We start from the raw sequence: 19,578 nt of genomic DNA on the forward strand, positions 1-19,578 counted from the left end.
CGACGCCCGGCCTACTTCACGACGACGTACGTGTAACTCCGAGCGATGATGCCGTTCTCGTCGTAACACGAGACACCGCAGCCGAGCTTGTGCCCGGACTTCGCATAGACGACGGTCTTGACGTCCTCGATGCAGCCGGAGCTGGCGAGGCAACGACCCTCGTCATAGTCGAAGACCGTGAAGTGAAAGCGAGCGTTCTCTGCACCCCGCAGGTTGGCGCGCACCAGGACCACACCCTCACTCGGCGACCGGAAGGTGACCGACAACTGAGAGCGGGTTCCAATCTCTACCATCGCGAATTCCTCACAGTCCGAGCGTGATTGCGGTGAGAATCGAGCGTTCTGCCCGACCTGCCTCCACGCTAGGAAAGGAATACGCGGCGCAATAGCGTAGAGACCTACGTAGTTCGATTGCAGGACATACGCAGACCGGCGGTTGCTAAGCGTCTGCTGAGGTAGATGGCAGTCGTACACGCCGAACGCGTTGCACAAGGTTTACCAAGCATCTCGTCGTCCGTATCACTAGGGTCTGACATGATGAGCGCCACATTCTTCGGCTGATGAGGAGGCCCGATGCGTATTCACAAGCTGACAGCCGTTTTTGCCCCGATCTTGGCGGTGAGCGCGGTCTCCTGCGCCTCCAACGACAACAAGTCGGCCGAGGGCGAGAAGGGCGTGGGGTCCGAGAAGACCTGCCAGCTTGCGAACCCGGTGAAAGTCGGTGCCGCACTCAGCCTGACCGGTGCGGCCGCGCCGTACGGCAAGTCCCAGAAGAACGGCCTCGACCTCGCAGTCGCGCAGCTCAACGACAAGGGCGGCGTCAAGTACGAGGTCTCGTATGAAGACGATGCGACGGACCCGAAGCAAGGTATCTCGATCTTCGAGAAGTTCGCCGATGGCGGCATGTCAGTGCTTTTGGGACCGACATTGTCCAACGCCGCAAAGGTCACCGACCCGATCGCGCAGGAGAACAAGGTTCCGGTTCTCGGAATCTCGAATACCGCAGCCGGTATCACCTCCATCGGAAACTACGTCTTCCGTGACTCGCTCACCGAGGCGGTTGTCATCCCGAACACGATCCAGCAGGCCAAGGCGAAGCTCGGGCTCAAGAAGGTCGTCGTCATGTACGCCAACGACGATGCCTTCACGCAGTCCGGTTACGACGCGTTTGCCGCGGCGCTCGCCGCCGAGAAGGTAGCCGTCGCCAAGACGATCACCTTCTCGAAGGCGGACACGGATTTCCACGCACTACTCACCGACGCGAAGGCGGAGAACCCGGACGCGATCGTCGTCTCGAGCCTCATCGAAGCCGGCGTTCCGCTCGTCACGCAGGCGCGCGAGCTCGGCATCAACGTGCCGATCATCGGCGGCAACGGCTTCAACACCCCGAAGCTGATCAAGGATGCGGGCGCTGCGGCCAACAACGTTGTCGTCGGTGCCGCCTGGAACCAGGCCAACCAGACCGAGGCCAACGCCGGCTTCCTCGACTCGTACAAGCGGAAGTTCAAGGCCGACCCCGACCAGTTCGCAGCACAGGCTTACACGGGTCTGCTCCTCGTCGACCAGGCGGTTCGCGCAGACTGCTCGACCGACCGCAACGCGATTCGCGACAACCTGGCCGAGATCGTGAACATGCAGACCCCGCTGGGCAACTTCTCGTTCGACGCGAACCGGGACGCCGTCCACCCGCCGGTGGTGTACACCATCAAGAACGGTAAGTACCAGCTGCTCCACTGATGCAGCAGGTCTTCAACGGAATTTCGTCGGGTTCGATCTATGCCCTGTTCGCGATCGGGTTCACGCTCGTGTTCGGGGTACTGGATCGACTGAATCTCGCGCATTCCGCGGTCTTCACCGTGGCGGCGTACGTCGGCATCGAGTTCGTGGTGACCGGCGGGCTGCCCATTTGGCTCGCCATCGTCGGCGTTCTCGTCGTCGGTGCGCTGCTTGGGCTGATCATCGAACGCGTCGCCTTCCGTCCGCTCGCCGGGCGACCGGATGCCCATTTCGCGGGGCTCATCAGCTCGATCGCACTCGGCGGAATCCTGCTGTCGTTGCTGCAAGCCCGGTTCGGCCCGGACACCCGCCGCTTCCCGCCCGACGCGTTTCCGCCGACGGCCTGGGAGTTCGGGGGAGCGCGCGTCACCCTGATCCAGGTCCTGATCCTCGTGATCGCCTTCGGCCTGATGGTCGGACTGGCGGCATTGGTGCAGCGCAGCCGGCTCGGTCGGGCGATGCGCGCCGTCGCGGAGAACCCTACGGCGGCAAAGGTTCTCGGCATCAACGTCAACATGGTGACATCGACGACGTTCGCCATCTCCTCGGCCTTCGGTGCCGTTGCCGGCGTGCTCCTGGCATTGAATGTCAACACCGCGCAGCCGGGAATGGGATTCGCCATTGAACTCAAAGGCCTCGCGGTCATCATCGTCGGCGGGATGGGTTCCCTGCTCGGCTCGATGGTGGGCGGCATCCTGCTCGGGCTCGCCGAGGTCTTCGCGGTTGCGTACATCGGGTCGTCGTGGCGGGACGTCATCGCGTTCGGCCTGTTGTTCGCGATTCTGCTCGTGCGTCCGGAGGGGATGTTCGGGGTCAAGAAGGTTCGAGAAGTCTGATGCTGACTCCGTCGACCGTCACCTTCATCGCGCTGACGGCGCTCTTCGCCTATTCCTTCTATGCCGTGCTGTACGCCGGCCAGTTGAGCCTGGCGCAAGCCGGATTCGCGAGCCTCGGGGGCTTCACCGCGACGCTCGTCGTTCCGGACCACGCGATTGCGGGACTGAACCCGATCATCATCGGGGTCCCGGTCGGGGCCGCGGTGGGCGCGTGCGCGGCGTTTGTACTGGGCATTCCGGTGATGCGGCTGCGCGGTGTCTATCTGGCGATCGCCACGCTCGGATTCGGCGAAGTGGTACGGCTCATCCTCATCAACCTCCCGGATTGGACCGGGGGAGCCAACGGCACCGTCGTCCACAAGTGGGTCACTCCCGGAATCGCGTGGGCGGCACTCATCGTCGTCGCGTACTGGTTCTGGCGACTGGCTCCGTCGCGGCTCGGGCGGGCTCTGACCGCGGTGCGTGAGGACGAACTTGCCGCGCGCGCGATGGGGATCGACGTGACCCGTCACCGGATGTTCGCCTTCGTGGCCGCCGGTGCGATCGCGGGCGTGTACGGCGTGCTCATCTCCTACTTCTCGCGGCTCATCTCGCCGAACGACTTCAACTTCCCGGCCGCGGTGAACGGACTGGTCACGGCTGTTGTCGGCGGCGCAGTGATGTTCGTCGGCCCGCTGCTCGGTAGTACGTTCTTCACGCTCGTTCCCGAGATTCAGCGCGCAGTGGGCGTTCAGGCGGGTTGGATTCGGCCACTCATCTCGAACATCCTGCTGCTCGTCGTCATCCTTTTCCTCCCCGGCGGGTTCGCCGGGTTGATCCCGCTGCGCCGATCGAAGGTTCCGACCGGCACCGCGACCGTGGAAATGAAGCCGCTGCCGGAGCCGGGGACGCCATTGGTGTCGCTCACCGAAATCAGCAAGGACTATGGCGGTGTCCACGCCGTTCGCGACGTCTCGCTCGAGATTCGAGCTGGAGACGTCGTCGGACTGATCGGCCCGAACGGCGCAGGTAAGACGACCCTCGTCAACCTCCTCACCGGACTGACCATTCCGAGTCATGGACGCGGAGTGGTGGCTGGAATCGACCTCGGTACCGTTGCACCGCACACCTTTCCGGCTGCCGGAGTGTGTCGGACGTTCCAGCAGTCCAAGCTCTTCGACCGGCTCACCGTGCTCGACAACGTGGTGATCGGCGCGCACGTCGTCAGCCGGCCGACCGTCCTCCGCCGACTGGTGTGGCTACCGTCCGCACGCCGTGATGAACGAGACGTTCTCCACCGGGCGGCCGCTGCGCTGGCCCGGGTCGGGTTGAGCGAGCAGGCGAACACCAAGGCCTCGCAACTGTCCTACGGGGACCGTCGCCGCGTGGAGATCGCGCGCGCGCTCGCGGCGCATCCGGCATTGCTGATCCTCGACGAGCCTGCGGCCGGCATGAATCACGTCGAGGCCGCGGAACTCTCGGATGTCATTCGCCGACTCGCGGCGGACGGCACCACGGTGCTCTTGATCGAGCACAACGTGCGCATGGTGCTCAACACCTGCGAGCGCATCCTCGTGCTCGAATTCGGTGCGCTCATCGCCGATGGGACACCCGCGGACATCACCTCGAATCCAGCGGTGGTTGCGGCGTACCTCGGGTCGGAGGCGGTCTCGTGATCCTGGAGGTCGACAAGCTCGACGTCAGTTATGGACGGGTGCGTGCGGTGCGCGAGGTCTCGTTCCAAGCCGAGGCCGGATCGCTCGTCGCCGTCATCGGTGCCAATGGCGCAGGTAAGTCGTCGCTCATGAATGCCGTTGCGGGACTGCTCAAACCGAAGTCCGGCCGCGTCGTGTTCGATGGCCGCGACGTCACCGGCTGGCCCGCGCACCGGCTGGTTCGTGCGGGCCTGGTCCTCGTTCCCGAAGGGCGGGCCGTCCTCGGCACGATGACGGTCGCGGAGAACCTGCAGCTCGGCGGATGGAATCGACGGTCGAGCCTGAAGGCGTCGATCGACGAGCTGTATTCCCGGTTTCCGGTTCTCGGCGAGCGGCGGCAGTTGCCGGCGTCGGCGTTGTCCGGTGGAGAGCAACAGTTGCTGGCTATCGCTCGAGCGATGCTCGCGACACCGCGCGTGATCCTCATGGACGAGCCGTCGATGGGATTGGCGCCGCGTGCGGTGGACGAAGTGTTCCGGGTGATCGAGGAGATCCGATCGACCGGTACCACTGTCGTTCTCGTCGAACAGAACGCGCGGCGCGCCTTGCGGGCCGCCGACACGGGCTATGTCATGGAGGTCGGCGAGGTGGCCCACTCCGGTCCGGCCGGCGAACTGCTGCACGACCAACGGATCGTGCACGCCTATCTCGGTCTCGAGTAGTGAGAAACCCTCTAGACCGAAGAAGCCCAACCGCCGTAGGGGACGGTGATGATCTCGAGCGAATTGCCGTCGGGGTCTCGCCAGTAGACGCCGCGTCCACCGTCATGTGTGTTGTGTTTCCCCGGCTCGTGCCCGAACGGGTCCGCGTAATAGTCGAGCTTTCGATCCCGGATTCGGCCGAAGATGGCATCCCATTCGTCGTTGCAGACGAGAAACGCATAGTGCTGTGGGGCATGGTCGCCTTCCGCGTCCATGAAGTCCAGCGAAATGCCGTTCGAGAGCTCGACGACCTGGAACGGTCCGTATCGGCGTGGCGCGGGAAGGCCGAGGATCTCGGCATAGAACTGCGCCGAGGCTTCCTTGTTTCGTACGTGGACGATCGTGTGGTTCAACTCAACTGCCACATGTCCACCATGCCTGGACAGTCGAGAACCCGCCAGTGACGCCTACGAGAATCGGCGCACGACCTCCAAAGCCAGACACAATTCGGCCACGTGGCGCGGATTGTTGAAGCTCTTGCCGGTGTACTTCTCGATCCGGTGCATGCGGTGGCGGACCGTGTTCGGGTGGCAGTACAACTGCGCGGCCGCGTCCTGAGCGGATCCCTCGGTCGAGATCCAGGCTTCGAGGGTTTCGAGGAGCATGTCGCGCTCATCGTCGGGCAATCCACCGAAGACACCCGCGGAAATCGTCTGCATGACCTCGGGGTCGCTCGCGGCGGCGATCGCGAGGGGAGCGGAGTCGAAGACCGTGACCGACGGGCCGGCCTTCCTTCCGGCGCCCGCGATCCGCGCCAAGCGAACGATGTCCGATGTTCGCGTGAGGTCCGAGTAGATCGAGCTGACTCCGACGCTCGTCGTTGCGAGCCGTTTGAGTACCTCGACCACGGCGTCGCGTTGCGCCTTGTTCCGCAGGCGCACAATGCCGAGGTAACTGTCCGGCATGAGCTGCCACGCCGACGGGATGTTCAGCGTTCGAAGTTCGTTGGAGATACCCGGCATCGGCGTCTTTCCGACTTCCGCGCACGCGACGCACACCGCGACGTACGGGCCCGACGTCGGGAGGCCGAGCACATCCGCGATCTCCCACACCGCTTTCCGGTCGACGATGGTTCCGGAGAGCAGGCCGTTGACGAGTGCGTTTCGTCGTTCGTCCTCGGCGCGTACGAGGGCGGACTGTTCCTTCGAATAGGCGCCGGCCATCGCGTCGATGAGTGCATCCGTCGCCGTGACGACGCGCTCGGTCGCTTCGAGGAAGGTGTCAGCTGTCACCTGGAGTCGTTCGCGGATCTCGCCGCTGACGTCTTTCCAGACCTTGCGGATCGCAGCGCGGTACGCCGTCATGACCGCGTGTAGTGGCATTCCGGCGCGAGCTCGGTTGATTCCGGTCGCAATCGCGGCCGACATTTCCAAGTCCGTGTGACCGGCGAGTGTCGCGAATACATAGCGAATATTCGCGGTGACGCTGGTTTGCAGTTCTTCGAGGTCGATCGCGTTGGTCGCCCCGTAAAACTCGACCTGGCGAAGGATCGATTTTGCGGCCTGTGCGCCGAGTTCGTCCGCGCGCGCCAACAACTCGGTGGCGAACGCGGAGATTTCCTGGTCGGAATTGCTCATGGGCTCACCTTATGACCCGCGCGCGCGTGAGGCCGTTGTTCTGCGTCACCGTGTAACCCCGTCAACGTTGTTCCCACACACATGGTTCTTCTGACCTGCGCAAAAGAGAATTTTTATATCAACAAGCTCTGGTTGAGTGGGAATCGCGAGACGCCCCAACCAATCCGAGCAGCCACTAAATCGGAGGTCCCGCTTTCATGTCAGAACCGTTCATTACCGACATTCCGGGCGGTGCGTCTGCAGATCAAATCCTTTCCATTCTTCGGGAGCGCGCCGTGACCGAGCCGGTCGAAGCCGCCCAGGACGCCTGGGAGCTCATCGATCGTCTCCGCATTCGCGCCACCCACGATCGAGACGGTGCTGCTGCAGCGCTGAACGACCTGTTCGCTCGCGGCACCACTCCGACCGGCCTGAACGGGCCGACTGACGGCATGCTCGTCGCCACCACGACGAACCCAGCGCTCGACGCCTTCGCGACCGCCCTCACCAAGAACTGGATGCCGTGGCGCGGCAAGAGCTTCGACGCCGCCACCAGCACCGGTGAGAACCGTATGACCGACTCCTCGACGATCGTCGGCAAGGTCCTGTGGCCGCTCTACTCGATGAAGTCGGGCGCCGACGGCAAGGCCGCGTTCGATTTCGAGACGTTCACCGAGGCGGGCAAGGAAGACCCAGAAGTTCCGGTCCTCGTCATCAACTACGAGTCGGTTGCGAGCAACCCGGCGCTGCTCATCCGCAGCATTCGCGATGAACTCGTCGAACTCGTCCCGGGCACCTACCTCGGGAAGATCTTCTTCCGCACGCCGGCACTCCCCGGTAAGGAAGGCAACTTCGCCCGCATCGGCTACTTCGCACTGCGTACCAAGTAGCCCTGAGCACGCAGCAATCAACAGTCCCTGGAAGGAAAATACGGATGGTTACCCCGCCAAGCGCGTCGATTATCGAGGGGATTCAGTTCACCGCGACCGCAGCCGCCCCCAACGCCATCACCGGCCTCTTCAGCCGTAAGGAAGGACCGGTCAAGGTCGCGAACTTTCTCGATGTCGACCGCCGCGGGTTCGACACCATTCGTGGCCTCGTGCGCAAGTACGGCCCGGGTCCGTTCTACGTCCGGGTCGCCGCGGCGAACAGCATCCTGGTGACCGACCCCGAGGACATCAAGTTCGTTCTCGACGGTTCGCCGTCGAAGTTCGCGTCCAACCCGGCCAAGAAGCAGGCGGGAATGGTTGTGTTCCAGCCGGACTCGCTGACGCTGTCGCGGTCGCCGGAATGGGAGGGCCGCCGCTCGTTCGCCGAGCACGTCCTCGCCACCGGCAAGCCGCTGCACCCGTTCGCCGGTCGGTTCCTCGAAGTCGCGTACGACGAGGCGGACCAGCTTGCGGCCAAGGGCACGATCACCTGGGAGGACATCAACGAGTCTTTCCAGCGTCTGACCCGTCGCGTTGTGCTTGGCGAGGCCGCGGCCCGCGACAAGCAGCTCACCGAGATCCTGCAGTCGCTGATGGCGGAGGCGAACGGAACGCCGGGCAAGGTCGGCGAGCAGTACCCGGAATTGCTGCACTGCATCGCTCGGTACACCAAGGAGCCCGAGGCGAACAGCCTCGTCGCCTTGATCGCCGATGCACCCGGGAAGATCTACGGCCCGGTCGAGGGCCAGGTCATCCACTGGCTGTTCGCGATGGGCGACACGCTGCCGGCGAACCTGCTGCGCACGCTTGCGCTGCTGGCGACTCACCCGGTCAAGCTGACGCTCACGAAGGAAGAGATCGCCGCCGCCGACCTCAGTGACCCGCAGTCGGTCGCGAAGCTCGACTATCTCGCCGGCTGCATCTACGAGGCCATGCGTCTGTGGCCGACCACGCCGATGCTGGCCCGAGTTGCCCTCGAGGACGTCACGTTCCCCGGCGGCGCCACGGTTCCGGCGGGCACCGACGTAGTCATCCACAACATCTTCAACCACCGCAACGGCGACCGGATCGACTACGCCGACCGCTTCGCCCCCGACGAGTGGAGCAAGGGCGACGCCGGCAAGGACTGGGGATTCAACTTCTTCAGCCACGGACCGCAGGGTTGCCCCGGCGCCGGCCTTTCGATCTTCCTGGGTCAGGCGGTACTCGCCCGGCTCCTGCAGAACCACGGCCTGGAAGACCAGGGCAGCGAACTCCACCCTGGCAAGCCGCTGCCGTACACCCTCAACCACTTCACCACCACCGTCGGTTTGACCCCGACCGTCTAGACACCGTCGGCGGAGCCGACCAGAAACATCAGCCCCACTAGCCCACACCCCCGAGAAGGAAAGAACACAATGAGCGACCGTCAGTGGTACGAGAACCCGAGCCTGCTCCTGCAGCTCAAGGCGCTGTCCGGAGCCCGTGACGACCTGCGCGAGAAGAACCTGTTCGAGGCGCCGGACATCCGTCCCGAGAATGGCCTTCCGAAGGAAGCCCCGGCGGAGGCCTTGGTGGCACGGACCCCGGAAGGGACGTACAACGACCTCGGCGGCTGCCCGCACATGGGTGCCCGCGGAACCGGCTTCGGCCGTAACGTCCCGATCGAGAAGACCATCGTCAACAAGAAGCGTCTCCTCGATCCCGACCCCCGCGTCATCAGCCGCACGCTCATGGCTCGCGACACCTTCAAACCGGCTGGCATCCTCAACGCACTCGGTGCGGCGTGGCTGCAGTTCGAGAACCACAACTGGTTCTTCCACGGCGACGGCATCGAGGGTCGCAACATCGAGATCCCGCTGAAGGACGGCGACGACTTCCCCGAGAACCCGATGCGCATCCGGGAAACCATCCCGATGCACGGCGGCGAGATCGAAGACGGCAAGCCGGCTCCGGTCTTCGCGAACCAGGAAACCCACTGGTGGGACGGCTCGCAGATCTACGGGTCGGGTATCGACCGGACCAATAAGATGCGTACGTTCGTCGACGGCAAGATCAAGGTCGACGACGATGGCCGGCTGTTCAAGAGCGACACCCCTGGTGTCGACCTCACCGGATTCCAGGACAACTACTGGTTCGGCCCGGGTCTTCTCCACACGCTGTTCTCGCGTGAGCACAACCACGTCGTCGGCGAGCTGAAGAAGGCATACCCCGAACTCAACGACCAGCGTCTGTACGAGCTCGGTGTCCTCGTTGTCTCGGCCCTGATCGCCAAGATCCACACCGTGGAGTGGACCACCACCGTCCTGCGTCACCCCGCGCTGCAGATCGGTATGAACGCCAACTGGTACGGCGCCCTCGGCGAGACCTTCAAGGACAAGCTCGGCCGCGTCGGCGACAGCGAAGCACTGTCGGGCATCGTGGGTTCGTCGACCGACCACCACTCGGCGCCGTTCTCCCTGACCGAAGAGTTCGTGTCCGTGTACCGCATGCACCCGCTGGTCCCGGACGACTGGGACTTCTACTCGCTCGAGAGTGGAGAGCTGAAGTCGTCGGCGTACTTCACCGAGCTCCAGGGCAGTCACACCCGCGGCTTCATGGACAGCATGCCGCTGGGCGACCAGTGGTACTCGATCGGTAAGGCCAGCGCCGGTGCGGTGTGCCTGCACAACTACCCGAACGCGCTGCGCAACCTCAAGCGCGTCGATGGTCAGGTCACCGACCTCGCAACGCTCGACATCGTCCGCGACCGTGAGCGTGGAGTCCCGCGCTACAACGACTTCCGCGAGGCTCTCCGGATGCCGCGTCGGAAGACGTTCGACGAGATCACCCCGAACAAGCAGTGGGCCCGCGAGATCGCCGACGTGTACAAGGGCGACATCGACAGCGTCGACCTGCAGATCGGTATGCAGGCGGAAATGCCGCCGAAGGGCTTCGGCTTCTCGGACACCGCGTTCCGCATCTTCATCGTCATGGCTTCGCGCCGACTCAAGAGCGACCGGTTCTTCACCAAGGACTTCCGTCCGGAGGTCTACACGAAGGTCGGCTTCGACTGGGTCAACAACAACGGCATGAAGGACGTGCTGCTGCGCCACTACCCGGAGCTCGAGCCGGTCATCGGTAACGCAGACCGCATGTTCGCGCCGTGGGCCGAACTCGGTGCTCCGGTGCCGGGCAAGCCGAACCCGATCGTCCGCCTCGCGGACACGGTCAAGGCGTACATGCCCTGGGACATCTGAGTCCTAGCTGACTGAAAGTCCCCGTACTTCGTTGAGGTGCGGGGACTTTCGTATGTCCTAGCTCACAGCCGTGGTGGGTATCCGCCCACCCCTAGGGGCGGTAGTTGCGGCGGCTTCGCGGTGTCAATGTCTTCACTACCGACGTTCAAGATCGCCAGTGCAGACTGACAACAGAAGGAATCACTCATGACCAATAGTGCATTCGACCCGAACATGACACCGCCGAGCGGGCAGTCCTTCGGTGCGTCCTACCAACCTCAATGGGGCGCGCCCGGCGTGCAGCCCGGTGGAAACCCGCCACCGCCGTTCTATCCGGGACAGTCGCAGAACGGATTCGCGCCGCGTCCCACTCCCGGTGCTGGACAGCCGGCCGAACTCCTCGACCGCTTCCTCGCCCTCCTCATCGACAGCGTCTTGCTGTGGGTTGTGTCGTGGATCGTCATCGCCATCGTCGGGGTGGTGAGCTTCGCGTCGGGATCGTTCGCGGTCATCGCCGTCATCACGTTCATCGGCTGGCTCGTCGTCATCGCCGCCCAAGCCGCGTACTTCGTACTGCTGCAGCACCAGCGCGGCCAGACGTTCGGCATGCAGATCATGAAGCTCAAGGTCGAAGGTCCGACCGGCGCGAACCCGACGCTCGAGCAAGCCGCGAAGCGTTGCTTCTATGTCTTCCTGCCGCTGACCTACGCCGTCGGCGGGCTGATCCCGTTGATCGGCTGGCTGCTCTCGCTTGTCGGCGCGTTCGCGCTGCTCGCGGCCTACATCTACATCGCGGTGACCATCAACCAGAGCCCTACGCGGCAGGGTTGGCACGATCACTTCGCGGGTGGCACGCGGGTCGTCAAGACCGCCTGACGCCAGCAGTTGGTGGATCCCCGCACCTCGTCGAGGTGCGGGGACTTTCCGTCAGTGGGGTAGTGGCCGATCCTCGATCAGGTGCTTCATCACGAGGGTTGAGCTGATGCGCTGAACCCCGGGCAGCTTCGCCAGTTGTTCGTCATAGAGACGCTGGTAGGCGGCCAAGTCTTGGGCGACGACCCGAAGGAGGTAGTCGGGCTCACCGAACAGGCGCTGAGCCTGGACCACCTGGGGGATGGCCTCGACTGCGGTCTCGAACGTCGCGACGGTGTCCCGGTGTTCCCAACGCAGCGTCGCGAAGACGATCGCTTCGAAGTTCAAGCCGACCGCCGCCGCATTCACCACCGCGCGATAGCGCCGGATCGCGCCGGAGCTCTCGAGATCGCGCAGCCGGCGATGGCACGGCGAGACGCTGAGCTGCACGCGCGATGCCAGTTCGGTAATGGTAAGTCGACCATCCAGCTGTAGTTCGGTAAGAATCTTCCGATCTAGCCCGTCCATGGCAAAGATTCTTCTACAGATGGCGTCTGATCGGGGTAACTATGAAAACACCTTCGGGCTGATCGGAAATAGTCTTCCATGCATGGATACGACCACGTTGATGGCCTTCGTGGCGGTGGACCTCCTGCTGGTTTTCACCCCGGGAGCTGACTGGGCCTACGTGATCGCGGTGGGACTGCGAGACCGGTCGGTCATTCCGGCGGTGGCTGGCTTGGTCGTTGGTTATGTGGGGCTCACCGCGGTCACGGTCGGCGGTTTGGCGTTCCTCGTCGCGCAGTCATCAACGTTCCTGTCGGCGCTCAGCGTGGGCGGCGCGATGTACTTGTTGTGGCTCGGCTGGGGAACCGTGCGGAGCCCGGTATGCCCTGCTGCAGCAGCCGAACCGGCAGTGTCGCAAAGGCGAGTCATGTGGCGGGGCGCGGCGATCAGCGGTTCGAACCCCAAGGCGTTGCTCCTTTTCCTCGCGTTGTTTCCGCAGTTCATCGTCGCGGCTAACACGTGGCCGGTGGCTGCGCAGACCGCCTTCTTCGGCCTGTTCCACACGGTCGCCTGCGCCCTGGTCTACCTCGCCGTCGGCGCCTTTGCCCGGACAGTGTTGGCTGCTAGGCCCGTCGTGGCGCGAGCGGTGACCCGAACGTCGGGTGCCATGATGATCGCCATAGGCGGATTGCTTCTGGTTGAGGGCGTCGTCGCCTAGCCGGTGATGAGGGTCGCGACCGCATCCGGTTGATCGATCATCACGCGATGCCGGGATGGGCTGATCACCGTGAAATCGGCGTCCAGTTCGCGCGCCAGGTCGCGTTGCAGGCGCATCCAGCGCCGACCGAACCAGCTGCGGCGGCCGGTGTCAGCCATCGCGACGGTCGTGGGCACGGTGAGGGGTGTGCGCTCGCGCAGTTGGCGCATCTCGTCGCAGAGTTCGGGGTAGGCGACGTACTCCCGGACGACCGCTCCGAGATAGGCACCCGCTCGGGCCGCCGACGCGGCGACAGCGAGCCGCCATCGCCGGGGGAGGAACGGTCGTTGGTCCGGGACGCTCGAATCGAGCAGCAGAATGCGGCCGCACCGGTCGGGGTACAGGCGCGCGAAGCCCTCGGCATAGAAGCCGCCCATCGAATGGCCGACGACATCCGCCTTCGCGACGGCCAGCGAGGTGAGTACGTCCGCGATGCGCCGGGCTTCGCCGGCGATGGTCGGAAGCTCGGCGGCGTCGGGGCGTCCATCGAGCCCCGGGCGATCGAATCTGATGACCGTGCGGCCCGCGATGTGGCTGACGGCATCGTCCCAGTCGAGGGCACGACCACCCAAGCCGCTGCACAGAATGACTGCGGGTCCGGTTCCCTCGACGATCATCGAGCCCCGCGGTTCCGCCTTGCGAGCATCGCCGTCGCGGCGGCGTAGACAAGCCACGTCGTAATCGTGAGGAGTTGCACCCGCTGCGCGGTTCCGAGATCGGCCGGCTTGCCGAGGCTGTCGAGAGCAACAGCCACCAGGGTCCACACCGTCGACACCACCATGAGTCCCGACGTGGCAAAAGCGCAGATTCGGGACACCAGCCACTGCGCCGGGCGTTTGAGGGCGATGACCATGAACGCGAGCATCGACACGATCGCACCGCCCGTCGAGACGGTGCTGGTCAGCAGGTGAATCTGGTCGGTCAGGGGTTCGCTCGCGGCAAGTCGGGCGGCGCATTCGGGGTCCGAATGGGGAGCACATGACATCGGTAGGAGCGAGTCGAGGACCGTGAACCAACCGAACGCGGCCATCCCGACCCACGCGACCGTGTTGAATACCGACGTCGGGCGCCGGCGCAGAACAATCAACGCCGCCAGGCCGGCAGCAGTCCCGCCGAGGAAGTCGCCGGTCCGGAACAGCCACGAAAACGGTTGGCCCCGGGCAGAGAGTTCGCTGACATACCCGACCGGAGATTCGACATCGAACAGAACGAATTCGAGAATCCAGGTCGAATAGCAGAGCGCGGCGGCACACAACAACGACACCAGGGCGATCTGCCGGGAGCGCGCTGGCGGCTTCGTTGACTCGTGGATGGAGCTGATTTTGCAACCTCCGTACTTCTAGCGTGCACCGTCCTGGCGTGGATCGGCAGCTTTCTGACCCGATCCCTTCGCGCGCGGACATACGATTTTCGAAACACGAAGGAGTTGTTTATGGCGCCGTGGTTTTCTCTTGACCCAGTCGACGAGTCGTTCTTCCGGACTGCGCCGCACATTGACACGCTCGTCATGGATCTTCCGGTGCCGGCGGTCAAGGTATGGGAGGGGATCACCAACAACGAGCCGCTCAAGTGGTGTTCGCGGCTCCACAATGGGCACTACACCTCTCCCACGCCGCACGGTGTCGGTACGTTGCGGGAGATCGGTGCGTTCAAGGGCGCCGTGCGTCTCAAGGAGTACTTCTTCGCCTGGGACGACGAGGAAATGCACCACAGCTTCTACGTGACCCATGCGTCGGTACCGGCCTTCAAATCGTTCGCGGAGGACTATCGCATCGAGCCGACCCGAAACGGGTGTCGATTCACGTGGACCTTCGCAGCAGCCGGCAACCCCTTGATGGGACCGACTTTCGGCTGGTCGCAGCCCATCACTCGAAAGGTTCTGTACAAGAGCTTCGAGCGCGACACCCTGAAGCACTTCGGCGCTTGAGCTGATGAGCCACGAAATTCAAGTGACGTTCGATGCCGGCGATCCGGCCGCTCTTGCACAGTTCTGGGCCGAGGTGCTCGGGTATCGCATCCAAGATCCGCCAGCAGGTTTCGACAGCTGGGATGCCGCTCTGGACGCCTTCGGTGTGCCACCCGAGCGGCGCAACGACGCGTCGGCGATCGTGGGGGACGGGCCGCGGGTCTTCTTTCAGAAAGTGCCCGAGGGCAAGACCGCGAAGAACCGCGTTCACCTCGACGTTCGTGCGGCTCCGGGTTTGGCGGGTGACGAGCGAATGGCGGCATTGGAAGACGAATGCACGCGCTTGGTTTCGCTGGGGGCGACTCGGCTGTCGCGATTCGAACCCGCACCGCCGCTCCAGGGCGGCCATATCGTCATGGCCGATCCCGAGGGGAATGAGTTCTGCCTCGACTGAGTGACCTCGCGAAGCAGAATGGGCTATGAAGGTTCACCACCTCAACTGCGGAACCATGCACTATCCCGGGGCGCACCTCGTCTGCCACGTCCTGCTCGTGGAAACCGACGACGGGTTGGTGCTGGTTGATTCCGGGTTCGGACTCGACGACATCGCCCACCCCGGGAGTCGCGTCGGTCCGATCCGTTTCGTTTCTCGGCCCACGCTGGATCGCGATGAAACGGCGGTGGCTCATCTGAAACGACTCGGGTACAGCCCGAACGATGTGCGCCATATCGTCCTCACGCACCTCGACGGCGATCACGTGGGCGGGGCGTCGGACTTTCCAGATGCGACGCTGCATGTGACGACGACCGAGGCGCAGGCGGTGCGCAAGCCGAAGCAGTTGATGGAACGGGCTCGCTACCAGCACACGCGGTGGGCATTGAACGCCAAGCTCGTCGAGCACGACACGGCCGGTGAGGCGTGGCAGGGATTCGCGGCGGCCAAAGAACTGCTCGCCGGAATCGTCATGATTTCTCTGCCGGGCCACTCCCGCGGTCACGCTGCGATCGCCGTCGACGCGGGTCATCGATGGGTGCTGCATGCCGGCGATGCCTTCTACCACTGGAGCGTCCTCGAGGGGCGGCCCAAGGTTCCTTCGGTGCTCGCTCTTCAGGAACGGCTCGTCGCCTATGACCTCACGGCGCTGCGAGCGAATCAGGAGCGGCTGGCGGAACTGCATCAACGACGCGAGCCGCGAATGTTGGTCGTGTGTGCCCACGATCCGGAGCTTTACGAGCACGCGCGCGAGACGGCTTAAGCTTGGCACCCTCACGCTGGTTTCGACGGCGTCGGATTCCAGCATGAGGGTGCCGAGCGTCGGCTACTGTGCGGGACGCTCCGGGATCATGCACACCATTCCCTCGGCCATTCCGGTCGGGCGAACACCGAGTGCCTGGTTGAGGCGAGCACGCTGGTTCTCCCACACGATCGCGGCGGCGAGTTCGGCGACCTGACCCTTGGTGAAGTGGGTGAGGAGTTCGTCGCGGATCTCCTCGATATTGATCGCCGGTGTCCGCGTGATCGCTTCGGCGAACGAGATGACGAGCTTCTCGACATCGGAGTAGGCGTCGCTGTCGCGGTAGCGGGGGAGGTCCAGGATCTGCTGCTCGGTCATACCCGAGACGTTGCCGAGGGCAGAGGCGATGTCGATGCAGAACTCGCAGTTCACCATCGCGGCGGCCTTCATCTCCGCGAGTTGCTTCAGCTTGGGGTCCATCCGGTTGCTGAACATCAGGCCGACCTCGTAGATGAAGTAGGCAAACCCGATCAGCGGCCGGCGGATGAGCCACTTGAAGATGTCCGAGCGATTCCGCTTGGCCTTCGCCATGACCTTCGTGTACTTCCACATCTTCTTGAGCGCGCGCATGGGGTCAGTCTCCTTCGGTGACTTTGATGGTGAGGACGAGAACGACCGGCAGGATGATTGCAACCACCAACCCGACGATTCCGGTCAGAAATCCGGTGGTGCTCATGGTCGGGACGCGATGCATCAGATGGAAGACCAGATGCGGTGCGGAGAACACGAACAGCGTGGCCGCGGCGACGAACGTCAGGAGACGGTCCCCGATGATCGCGGCCAGGAGCAGCAACACACCGACCGCAAGGAAACCGACTCCGGCGTCGCTCGCGAGATGAGCATTGAAGGGTGGCTCGGCCGCAACCAGTGGTTCGCCGAAACCGGGATAGTTTGCGTACCAGTTGGCGGGTGCAAGCACTGCCCAGAATCCGGTCGCGAGGTGTGGGATTGCGGTGATTCCCAAAGCAATCCGAGCCCAGGTCGGGATCGCCGTTCGTAAGGTGTTCACACCTAGTCTTTGCGCGTACCCCGTCGCCTGTAACGTGACGTGCGCCACCAGAAATAGAGAACTGCGATCGCGGCGATTCCCTCGGTGAGATGGAAGACCGCGCCCCACGCGAAGACGGTCACTTCACCGATGCCGTGCACGCCGTACGCGAGGCCCAGCGGGACCGCCGCCAACAACGTCACCGGCAGCCATTCGCGGCGCAGGAGACACGCGATCGCGACCGTGCCAATTGCCATCGCGGCAAGTCCGCCTTCGAGCGTGGCGTGCGGGGCATAGGGCTCACCGATGTTCTGGGCAATCCACGGGCCCAGAGCGATCGAGCTGAGGCCGTGCCAGAACAGCACGACACCGAGCACCGCGGCCGCCCACTGCGCAGCTGACCACCGGCGCAACCACACCATTCGAGTGATCCGTCGACGCAGACGCGCAGGCGGTTCGGTACGGAATTCGGACGCGAGCCACGTCAACGCGGGATCCGCGGATTTACCGGCCAAGGCCTGGGAAATCTCGTGTTCCAACTCTTCGGGTGTCACTTCATCACCTCCCGCAGCTTGCCGACTGCGCGGTAGACGAGCATCCGCGCGGCGGTCGCTGAGATTCCCATCGCCGCGCCGATCTGCTCCGAGGTCATCTCTGATCCGAAGCGCAGCGCGACGGCTTCGCGTTCTTTTGCGGTCAGGTGCCGGAGGAGCTTGCGGAGATCCTCGGCGCCGGCGCGAGCGAGGACGATGCCCTCCGGATCATCGGGTGCGGGGGAGTCGACTGCCTCTCCGTCGAACGGAAATTCGTGACCTCGCTTACGCCACCAGGCCGCGAGACAGTTGCGTGCAATCCCCGTCAGCCAGGCCGCGACGGGCCCCCGCGTGGAGTCGTATTGAGGCCACGACCGCATGGCCTGCGTGAACACTTCGCTCGTCACATCCTCGGCATCTGGGTCAGATGGCACGTGAGCGCGCACGTATCGCCACACCGGTGTCACATGTGTGCGATAGACGTCGGCGAACTCGGCCATGACCTTCTTTCTTTGCCGATTCGGGCCCAACCGTAACGCGTCGTGGGGCACAGTCTGACCGGCATGGCCCGTACAATCGACGATCGAAGACCAGAACCGGAGAGACGTCATCGAATCCAGCCAGGTAATCGCGGGTCACTACCGCCTTGTCGAACGGATCGGCAGTGGCGGTACTGGTGTTGTCTGGCGCGCGATTGACGAGCGCCTCGGCCGTGTCGTCGCCATCAAGCAGATCCCCATTCAGCCGAGCCTTCCGGACAGCGAACGCGAGCTGATTCGCCAGCGTGCGATCCGCGAGGCGCGCAATGCGTCGAAGCTGCAGCACCCGAATGCGATCGTGTTCTTCGACATCACCGAGAGCAACGGCGATCCGTGCCTGGTGATGGAGTACTTCGAAGGCAAGAGCATGTCGCAGGTGCTGGCGAAGCGGTCGAGGCTGCCGCTTTCCGAGGTGGCGCAGATCGGTCGTCAGGCGGCCGCCGCGCTTGCCGCCGCGCACAAAGCGGGGCTGGTCCACCGCGACGTGAAGCCTGGCAACATCCTCATCGACGACCACGGCAAGGTGAAGATCACCGACTTCGGAATCTCCAAGGCCGTCGGCGACACGACTCTCACCGCGACCGGCCTCGTCTCCGGTACCGCTGCGTACATCCCGCCGGAGATCGCGCGCGGCGCCGAGCCGACCCCTGCCTCTGACGTATTCGGTTTGGGTGCAACGCTTTTCCATGCACTCGAAGGGGAGCCGCCGTACGGGCTCAAAGAGAACCCGCTCGCGATTCTCTATGCCGCAGCCAACGGGCAAGTCAGCACACCGCACCGTGCCGGCCCGGCGACCGAACTGATGACCGCACTACTCGATCCGGATCCGCGGGCTCGCCCGTCGATGCAGGAGACCGAGAACGCGCTCGCACAATTCGTCAACGCGGGCCCGGTCAAGGCGACGGCGACGCAAGTGATGCCCACCCAACGAACGGCTCACATCCAGCAGCCGATCCCGGTCGGCCGACCGCTGGGAAACACCGGTTACGCCACTCCGCGTGAGCCGTACCCCGTGGTGAAGCCGAAGCGTCGAAACGGGCTCGGATACCTCGCCGCAGTCATCGCCGTGCTCGTGGCGCTGGGCGGTGTCATCTGGGGCATCAGCAACTTGGACGGCGGCATTGCGGGCCTCGGCTTGGGCAATGGTTCGGAGCAGACCGAGGACCTCGGCAAGACGCCAAGCGACGGCACCGTGAATGGTGGCGCGGCTGCCACTCTGATCGATTCGTTCTATTCGAATCTGATCTCTGGTTCGTCCACGATCGCCCAGTCATGGGACATGCTGACTCCGGCCGCCCAGAAGGTCTACGGGTCCCAGGAGGAGTTCGTCACGTACTGGAAGGCGCACGGGGTCACCAACTACCGGAACATTCAGGTGCCCAGTCCGAACCAGTCCGACGGTTCGATCGATGTCACTTTGGCGAGTTTGACCGCGGGCGGCACCACCAAGTCGCTCACGTTCCACATCGTCATGAAGAGCGGCAAGATGCTCATCGACAGCGACACCCGCTAG

23 protein-coding genes are annotated in these 19,578 nt (G+C 64.1%); 13 read left to right on the forward strand and 10 right to left on the reverse strand.

Annotation, left to right across the window (positions count from 1 at the left end; translation table 11 throughout):
* Nucleotides 1–11: 11 nt before the first annotated feature.
* Nucleotides 12–293 (reverse strand): hypothetical protein, encoded by a 282-nt coding sequence (locus F600_RS0113095; protein WP_018161078.1) that lies wholly within the window; start codon nucleotides 291–293, stop codon nucleotides 12–14.
* 279 nt (nucleotides 294–572) lie between these two features.
* Between F600_RS0113095 and F600_RS0113100 the strand changes: the two genes are divergently transcribed.
* The 4 genes from F600_RS0113100 to F600_RS0113115 are packed head-to-tail and all read left to right on the forward strand — an operon-like array spanning nucleotide 573 to nucleotide 4,967.
* The gene (locus tag F600_RS0113100; protein ID WP_018161079.1) at nucleotides 573–1,736 is read left to right on the forward strand and encodes an ABC transporter substrate-binding protein; all 1,164 of its coding nucleotides are present in this window, start codon (nucleotides 573–575) and stop codon (nucleotides 1,734–1,736) included.
* Nucleotides 1,736–2,611, forward strand: a complete 876-nt coding sequence (locus F600_RS0113105) for a branched-chain amino acid ABC transporter permease (protein WP_018161080.1) — start codon at nucleotides 1,736–1,738, stop codon at nucleotides 2,609–2,611. The genes F600_RS0113100 and F600_RS0113105 overlap by 1 nt, the downstream gene beginning before the upstream one ends.
* Complete coding sequence (locus F600_RS0113110) at nucleotides 2,611–4,266, forward strand: branched-chain amino acid ABC transporter ATP-binding protein/permease (RefSeq protein WP_018161081.1); 1,656 nt, start codon at nucleotides 2,611–2,613, stop codon at nucleotides 4,264–4,266. The genes F600_RS0113105 and F600_RS0113110 overlap by 1 nt, the downstream gene beginning before the upstream one ends.
* Nucleotides 4,263–4,967, forward strand: coding sequence for an ABC transporter ATP-binding protein (locus F600_RS0113115; protein ID WP_018161082.1), 705 nt, complete (start codon nucleotides 4,263–4,265; stop codon nucleotides 4,965–4,967). Before F600_RS0113110 ends, F600_RS0113115 begins: the two co-directional genes overlap by 4 nt.
* Before the next feature lie 11 nt (nucleotides 4,968–4,978).
* On the opposite strand, the gene F600_RS0113120 is transcribed toward F600_RS0113115, so the two are convergent.
* Together F600_RS0113120 and F600_RS0113125 are read right to left on the reverse strand one after the other, a co-directional pair.
* Nucleotides 4,979–5,371, reverse strand: coding sequence for a VOC family protein (locus F600_RS0113120; RefSeq protein ID WP_018161083.1), 393 nt, complete (start codon nucleotides 5,369–5,371; stop codon nucleotides 4,979–4,981).
* Between the two features lie 42 nt (nucleotides 5,372–5,413).
* Entirely contained in the window at nucleotides 5,414–6,583 is a 1,170-nt protein-coding gene (locus tag F600_RS0113125; protein ID WP_018161084.1) for a PucR family transcriptional regulator, read from the reverse strand.
* Between the two features lie 275 nt (nucleotides 6,584–6,858).
* Between F600_RS0113125 and F600_RS0113130 the strand changes: the two genes are divergently transcribed.
* The 4 genes from F600_RS0113130 to F600_RS28085 all read left to right on the forward strand — a co-directional run bounded on the left by F600_RS0113130 (nucleotide 6,859) and on the right by F600_RS28085 (nucleotide 11,564).
* The gene (locus F600_RS0113130) at nucleotides 6,859–7,452 is read left to right on the forward strand and encodes a hypothetical protein (RefSeq protein ID WP_156024578.1); all 594 of its coding nucleotides are present in this window, start codon (nucleotides 6,859–6,861) and stop codon (nucleotides 7,450–7,452) included.
* Between the two features lie 44 nt (nucleotides 7,453–7,496).
* The gene (locus tag F600_RS0113135; RefSeq protein ID WP_018161086.1) at nucleotides 7,497–8,819 is read left to right on the forward strand and encodes a cytochrome P450; all 1,323 of its coding nucleotides are present in this window, start codon (nucleotides 7,497–7,499) and stop codon (nucleotides 8,817–8,819) included.
* 69 nt (nucleotides 8,820–8,888) lie between these two features.
* On the forward strand, nucleotides 8,889–10,709 hold the full coding sequence (locus F600_RS0113140; RefSeq protein WP_018161087.1) for a peroxidase family protein: 1,821 nt from the start codon (nucleotides 8,889–8,891) through the stop codon (nucleotides 10,707–10,709).
* A 186-nt stretch (nucleotides 10,710–10,895) separates the two neighbouring features.
* The gene (locus F600_RS28085) at nucleotides 10,896–11,564 is read left to right on the forward strand and encodes an RDD family protein (RefSeq protein WP_018161088.1); all 669 of its coding nucleotides are present in this window, start codon (nucleotides 10,896–10,898) and stop codon (nucleotides 11,562–11,564) included.
* A gap of 51 nt (nucleotides 11,565–11,615) precedes the next feature.
* Here the strand turns inward: F600_RS28085 and F600_RS0113150 are convergent, their stop codons facing one another.
* Entirely contained in the window at nucleotides 11,616–12,068 is a 453-nt protein-coding gene (locus F600_RS0113150; RefSeq protein ID WP_026306501.1) for an Lrp/AsnC family transcriptional regulator, read from the reverse strand.
* An 82-nt stretch (nucleotides 12,069–12,150) separates the two neighbouring features.
* On the opposite strand from F600_RS0113150, the gene F600_RS0113155 reads away from it, so the two are divergent.
* Nucleotides 12,151–12,765 carry a LysE family translocator gene (locus F600_RS0113155; protein ID WP_018161090.1) on the forward strand — a complete coding sequence of 205 codons (615 nt, stop codon included), beginning with the start codon at nucleotides 12,151–12,153 and terminating at the stop codon, nucleotides 12,763–12,765.
* On the opposite strand, the gene F600_RS28090 is transcribed toward F600_RS0113155, so the two are convergent.
* Nucleotides 12,762–13,478, reverse strand: coding sequence for an alpha/beta fold hydrolase (locus F600_RS28090; RefSeq protein ID WP_156447922.1), 717 nt, complete (start codon nucleotides 13,476–13,478; stop codon nucleotides 12,762–12,764). The genes F600_RS0113155 and F600_RS28090 overlap by 4 nt on opposite strands.
* Nucleotides 13,418–14,068, reverse strand: a complete 651-nt coding sequence (locus F600_RS0113165) for a DUF998 domain-containing protein (RefSeq protein WP_018161092.1) — start codon at nucleotides 14,066–14,068, stop codon at nucleotides 13,418–13,420. The genes F600_RS28090 and F600_RS0113165 overlap by 61 nt, the downstream gene beginning before the upstream one ends.
* A gap of 168 nt (nucleotides 14,069–14,236) precedes the next feature.
* On the opposite strand from F600_RS0113165, the gene F600_RS0113170 reads away from it, so the two are divergent.
* The 3 genes from F600_RS0113170 to F600_RS0113180 are packed head-to-tail and all read left to right on the forward strand — an operon-like array spanning nucleotide 14,237 to nucleotide 15,966.
* The gene (locus F600_RS0113170) at nucleotides 14,237–14,731 is read left to right on the forward strand and encodes an SRPBCC family protein (RefSeq protein WP_018161093.1); all 495 of its coding nucleotides are present in this window, start codon (nucleotides 14,237–14,239) and stop codon (nucleotides 14,729–14,731) included.
* A 4-nt stretch (nucleotides 14,732–14,735) separates the two neighbouring features.
* The gene (locus F600_RS0113175; RefSeq protein WP_018161094.1) at nucleotides 14,736–15,164 is read left to right on the forward strand and encodes a VOC family protein; all 429 of its coding nucleotides are present in this window, start codon (nucleotides 14,736–14,738) and stop codon (nucleotides 15,162–15,164) included.
* Between the two features lie 25 nt (nucleotides 15,165–15,189).
* Entirely contained in the window at nucleotides 15,190–15,966 is a 777-nt protein-coding gene (locus F600_RS0113180) for an MBL fold metallo-hydrolase (protein WP_018161095.1), read from the forward strand.
* 63 nt (nucleotides 15,967–16,029) lie between these two features.
* On the opposite strand, the gene F600_RS0113185 is transcribed toward F600_RS0113180, so the two are convergent.
* The 4 genes from F600_RS0113185 to F600_RS0113200 are packed head-to-tail and all read right to left on the reverse strand — an operon-like array spanning nucleotide 16,030 to nucleotide 18,026.
* A complete protein-coding gene (locus tag F600_RS0113185; RefSeq protein WP_018161096.1) occupies nucleotides 16,030–16,575 on the reverse strand; it encodes a carboxymuconolactone decarboxylase family protein in 546 nt (181 codons plus the stop codon).
* A 4-nt stretch (nucleotides 16,576–16,579) separates the two neighbouring features.
* Complete coding sequence (locus tag F600_RS30380; protein WP_156024579.1) at nucleotides 16,580–17,014, reverse strand: hypothetical protein; 435 nt, start codon at nucleotides 17,012–17,014, stop codon at nucleotides 16,580–16,582.
* Between the two features lie 2 nt (nucleotides 17,015–17,016).
* Nucleotides 17,017–17,547, reverse strand: a complete 531-nt coding sequence (locus tag F600_RS28100) for a hypothetical protein (protein WP_018161098.1) — start codon at nucleotides 17,545–17,547, stop codon at nucleotides 17,017–17,019.
* Nucleotides 17,544–18,026 (reverse strand): RNA polymerase sigma factor, encoded by a 483-nt coding sequence (locus F600_RS0113200; protein WP_026306503.1) that lies wholly within the window; start codon nucleotides 18,024–18,026, stop codon nucleotides 17,544–17,546. The genes F600_RS28100 and F600_RS0113200 overlap by 4 nt, the downstream gene beginning before the upstream one ends.
* A 127-nt stretch (nucleotides 18,027–18,153) precedes the next feature.
* On the opposite strand from F600_RS0113200, the gene F600_RS0113205 reads away from it, so the two are divergent.
* The gene (locus tag F600_RS0113205) at nucleotides 18,154–19,578 is read left to right on the forward strand and encodes a serine/threonine-protein kinase (RefSeq protein WP_281168306.1); all 1,425 of its coding nucleotides are present in this window, start codon (nucleotides 18,154–18,156) and stop codon (nucleotides 19,576–19,578) included.

The sequence above is a fragment of the Smaragdicoccus niigatensis DSM 44881 = NBRC 103563 genome, assembly GCF_000380645.1.
Classification (GTDB): domain Bacteria; phylum Actinomycetota; class Actinomycetes; order Mycobacteriales; family Mycobacteriaceae; genus Smaragdicoccus; species Smaragdicoccus niigatensis.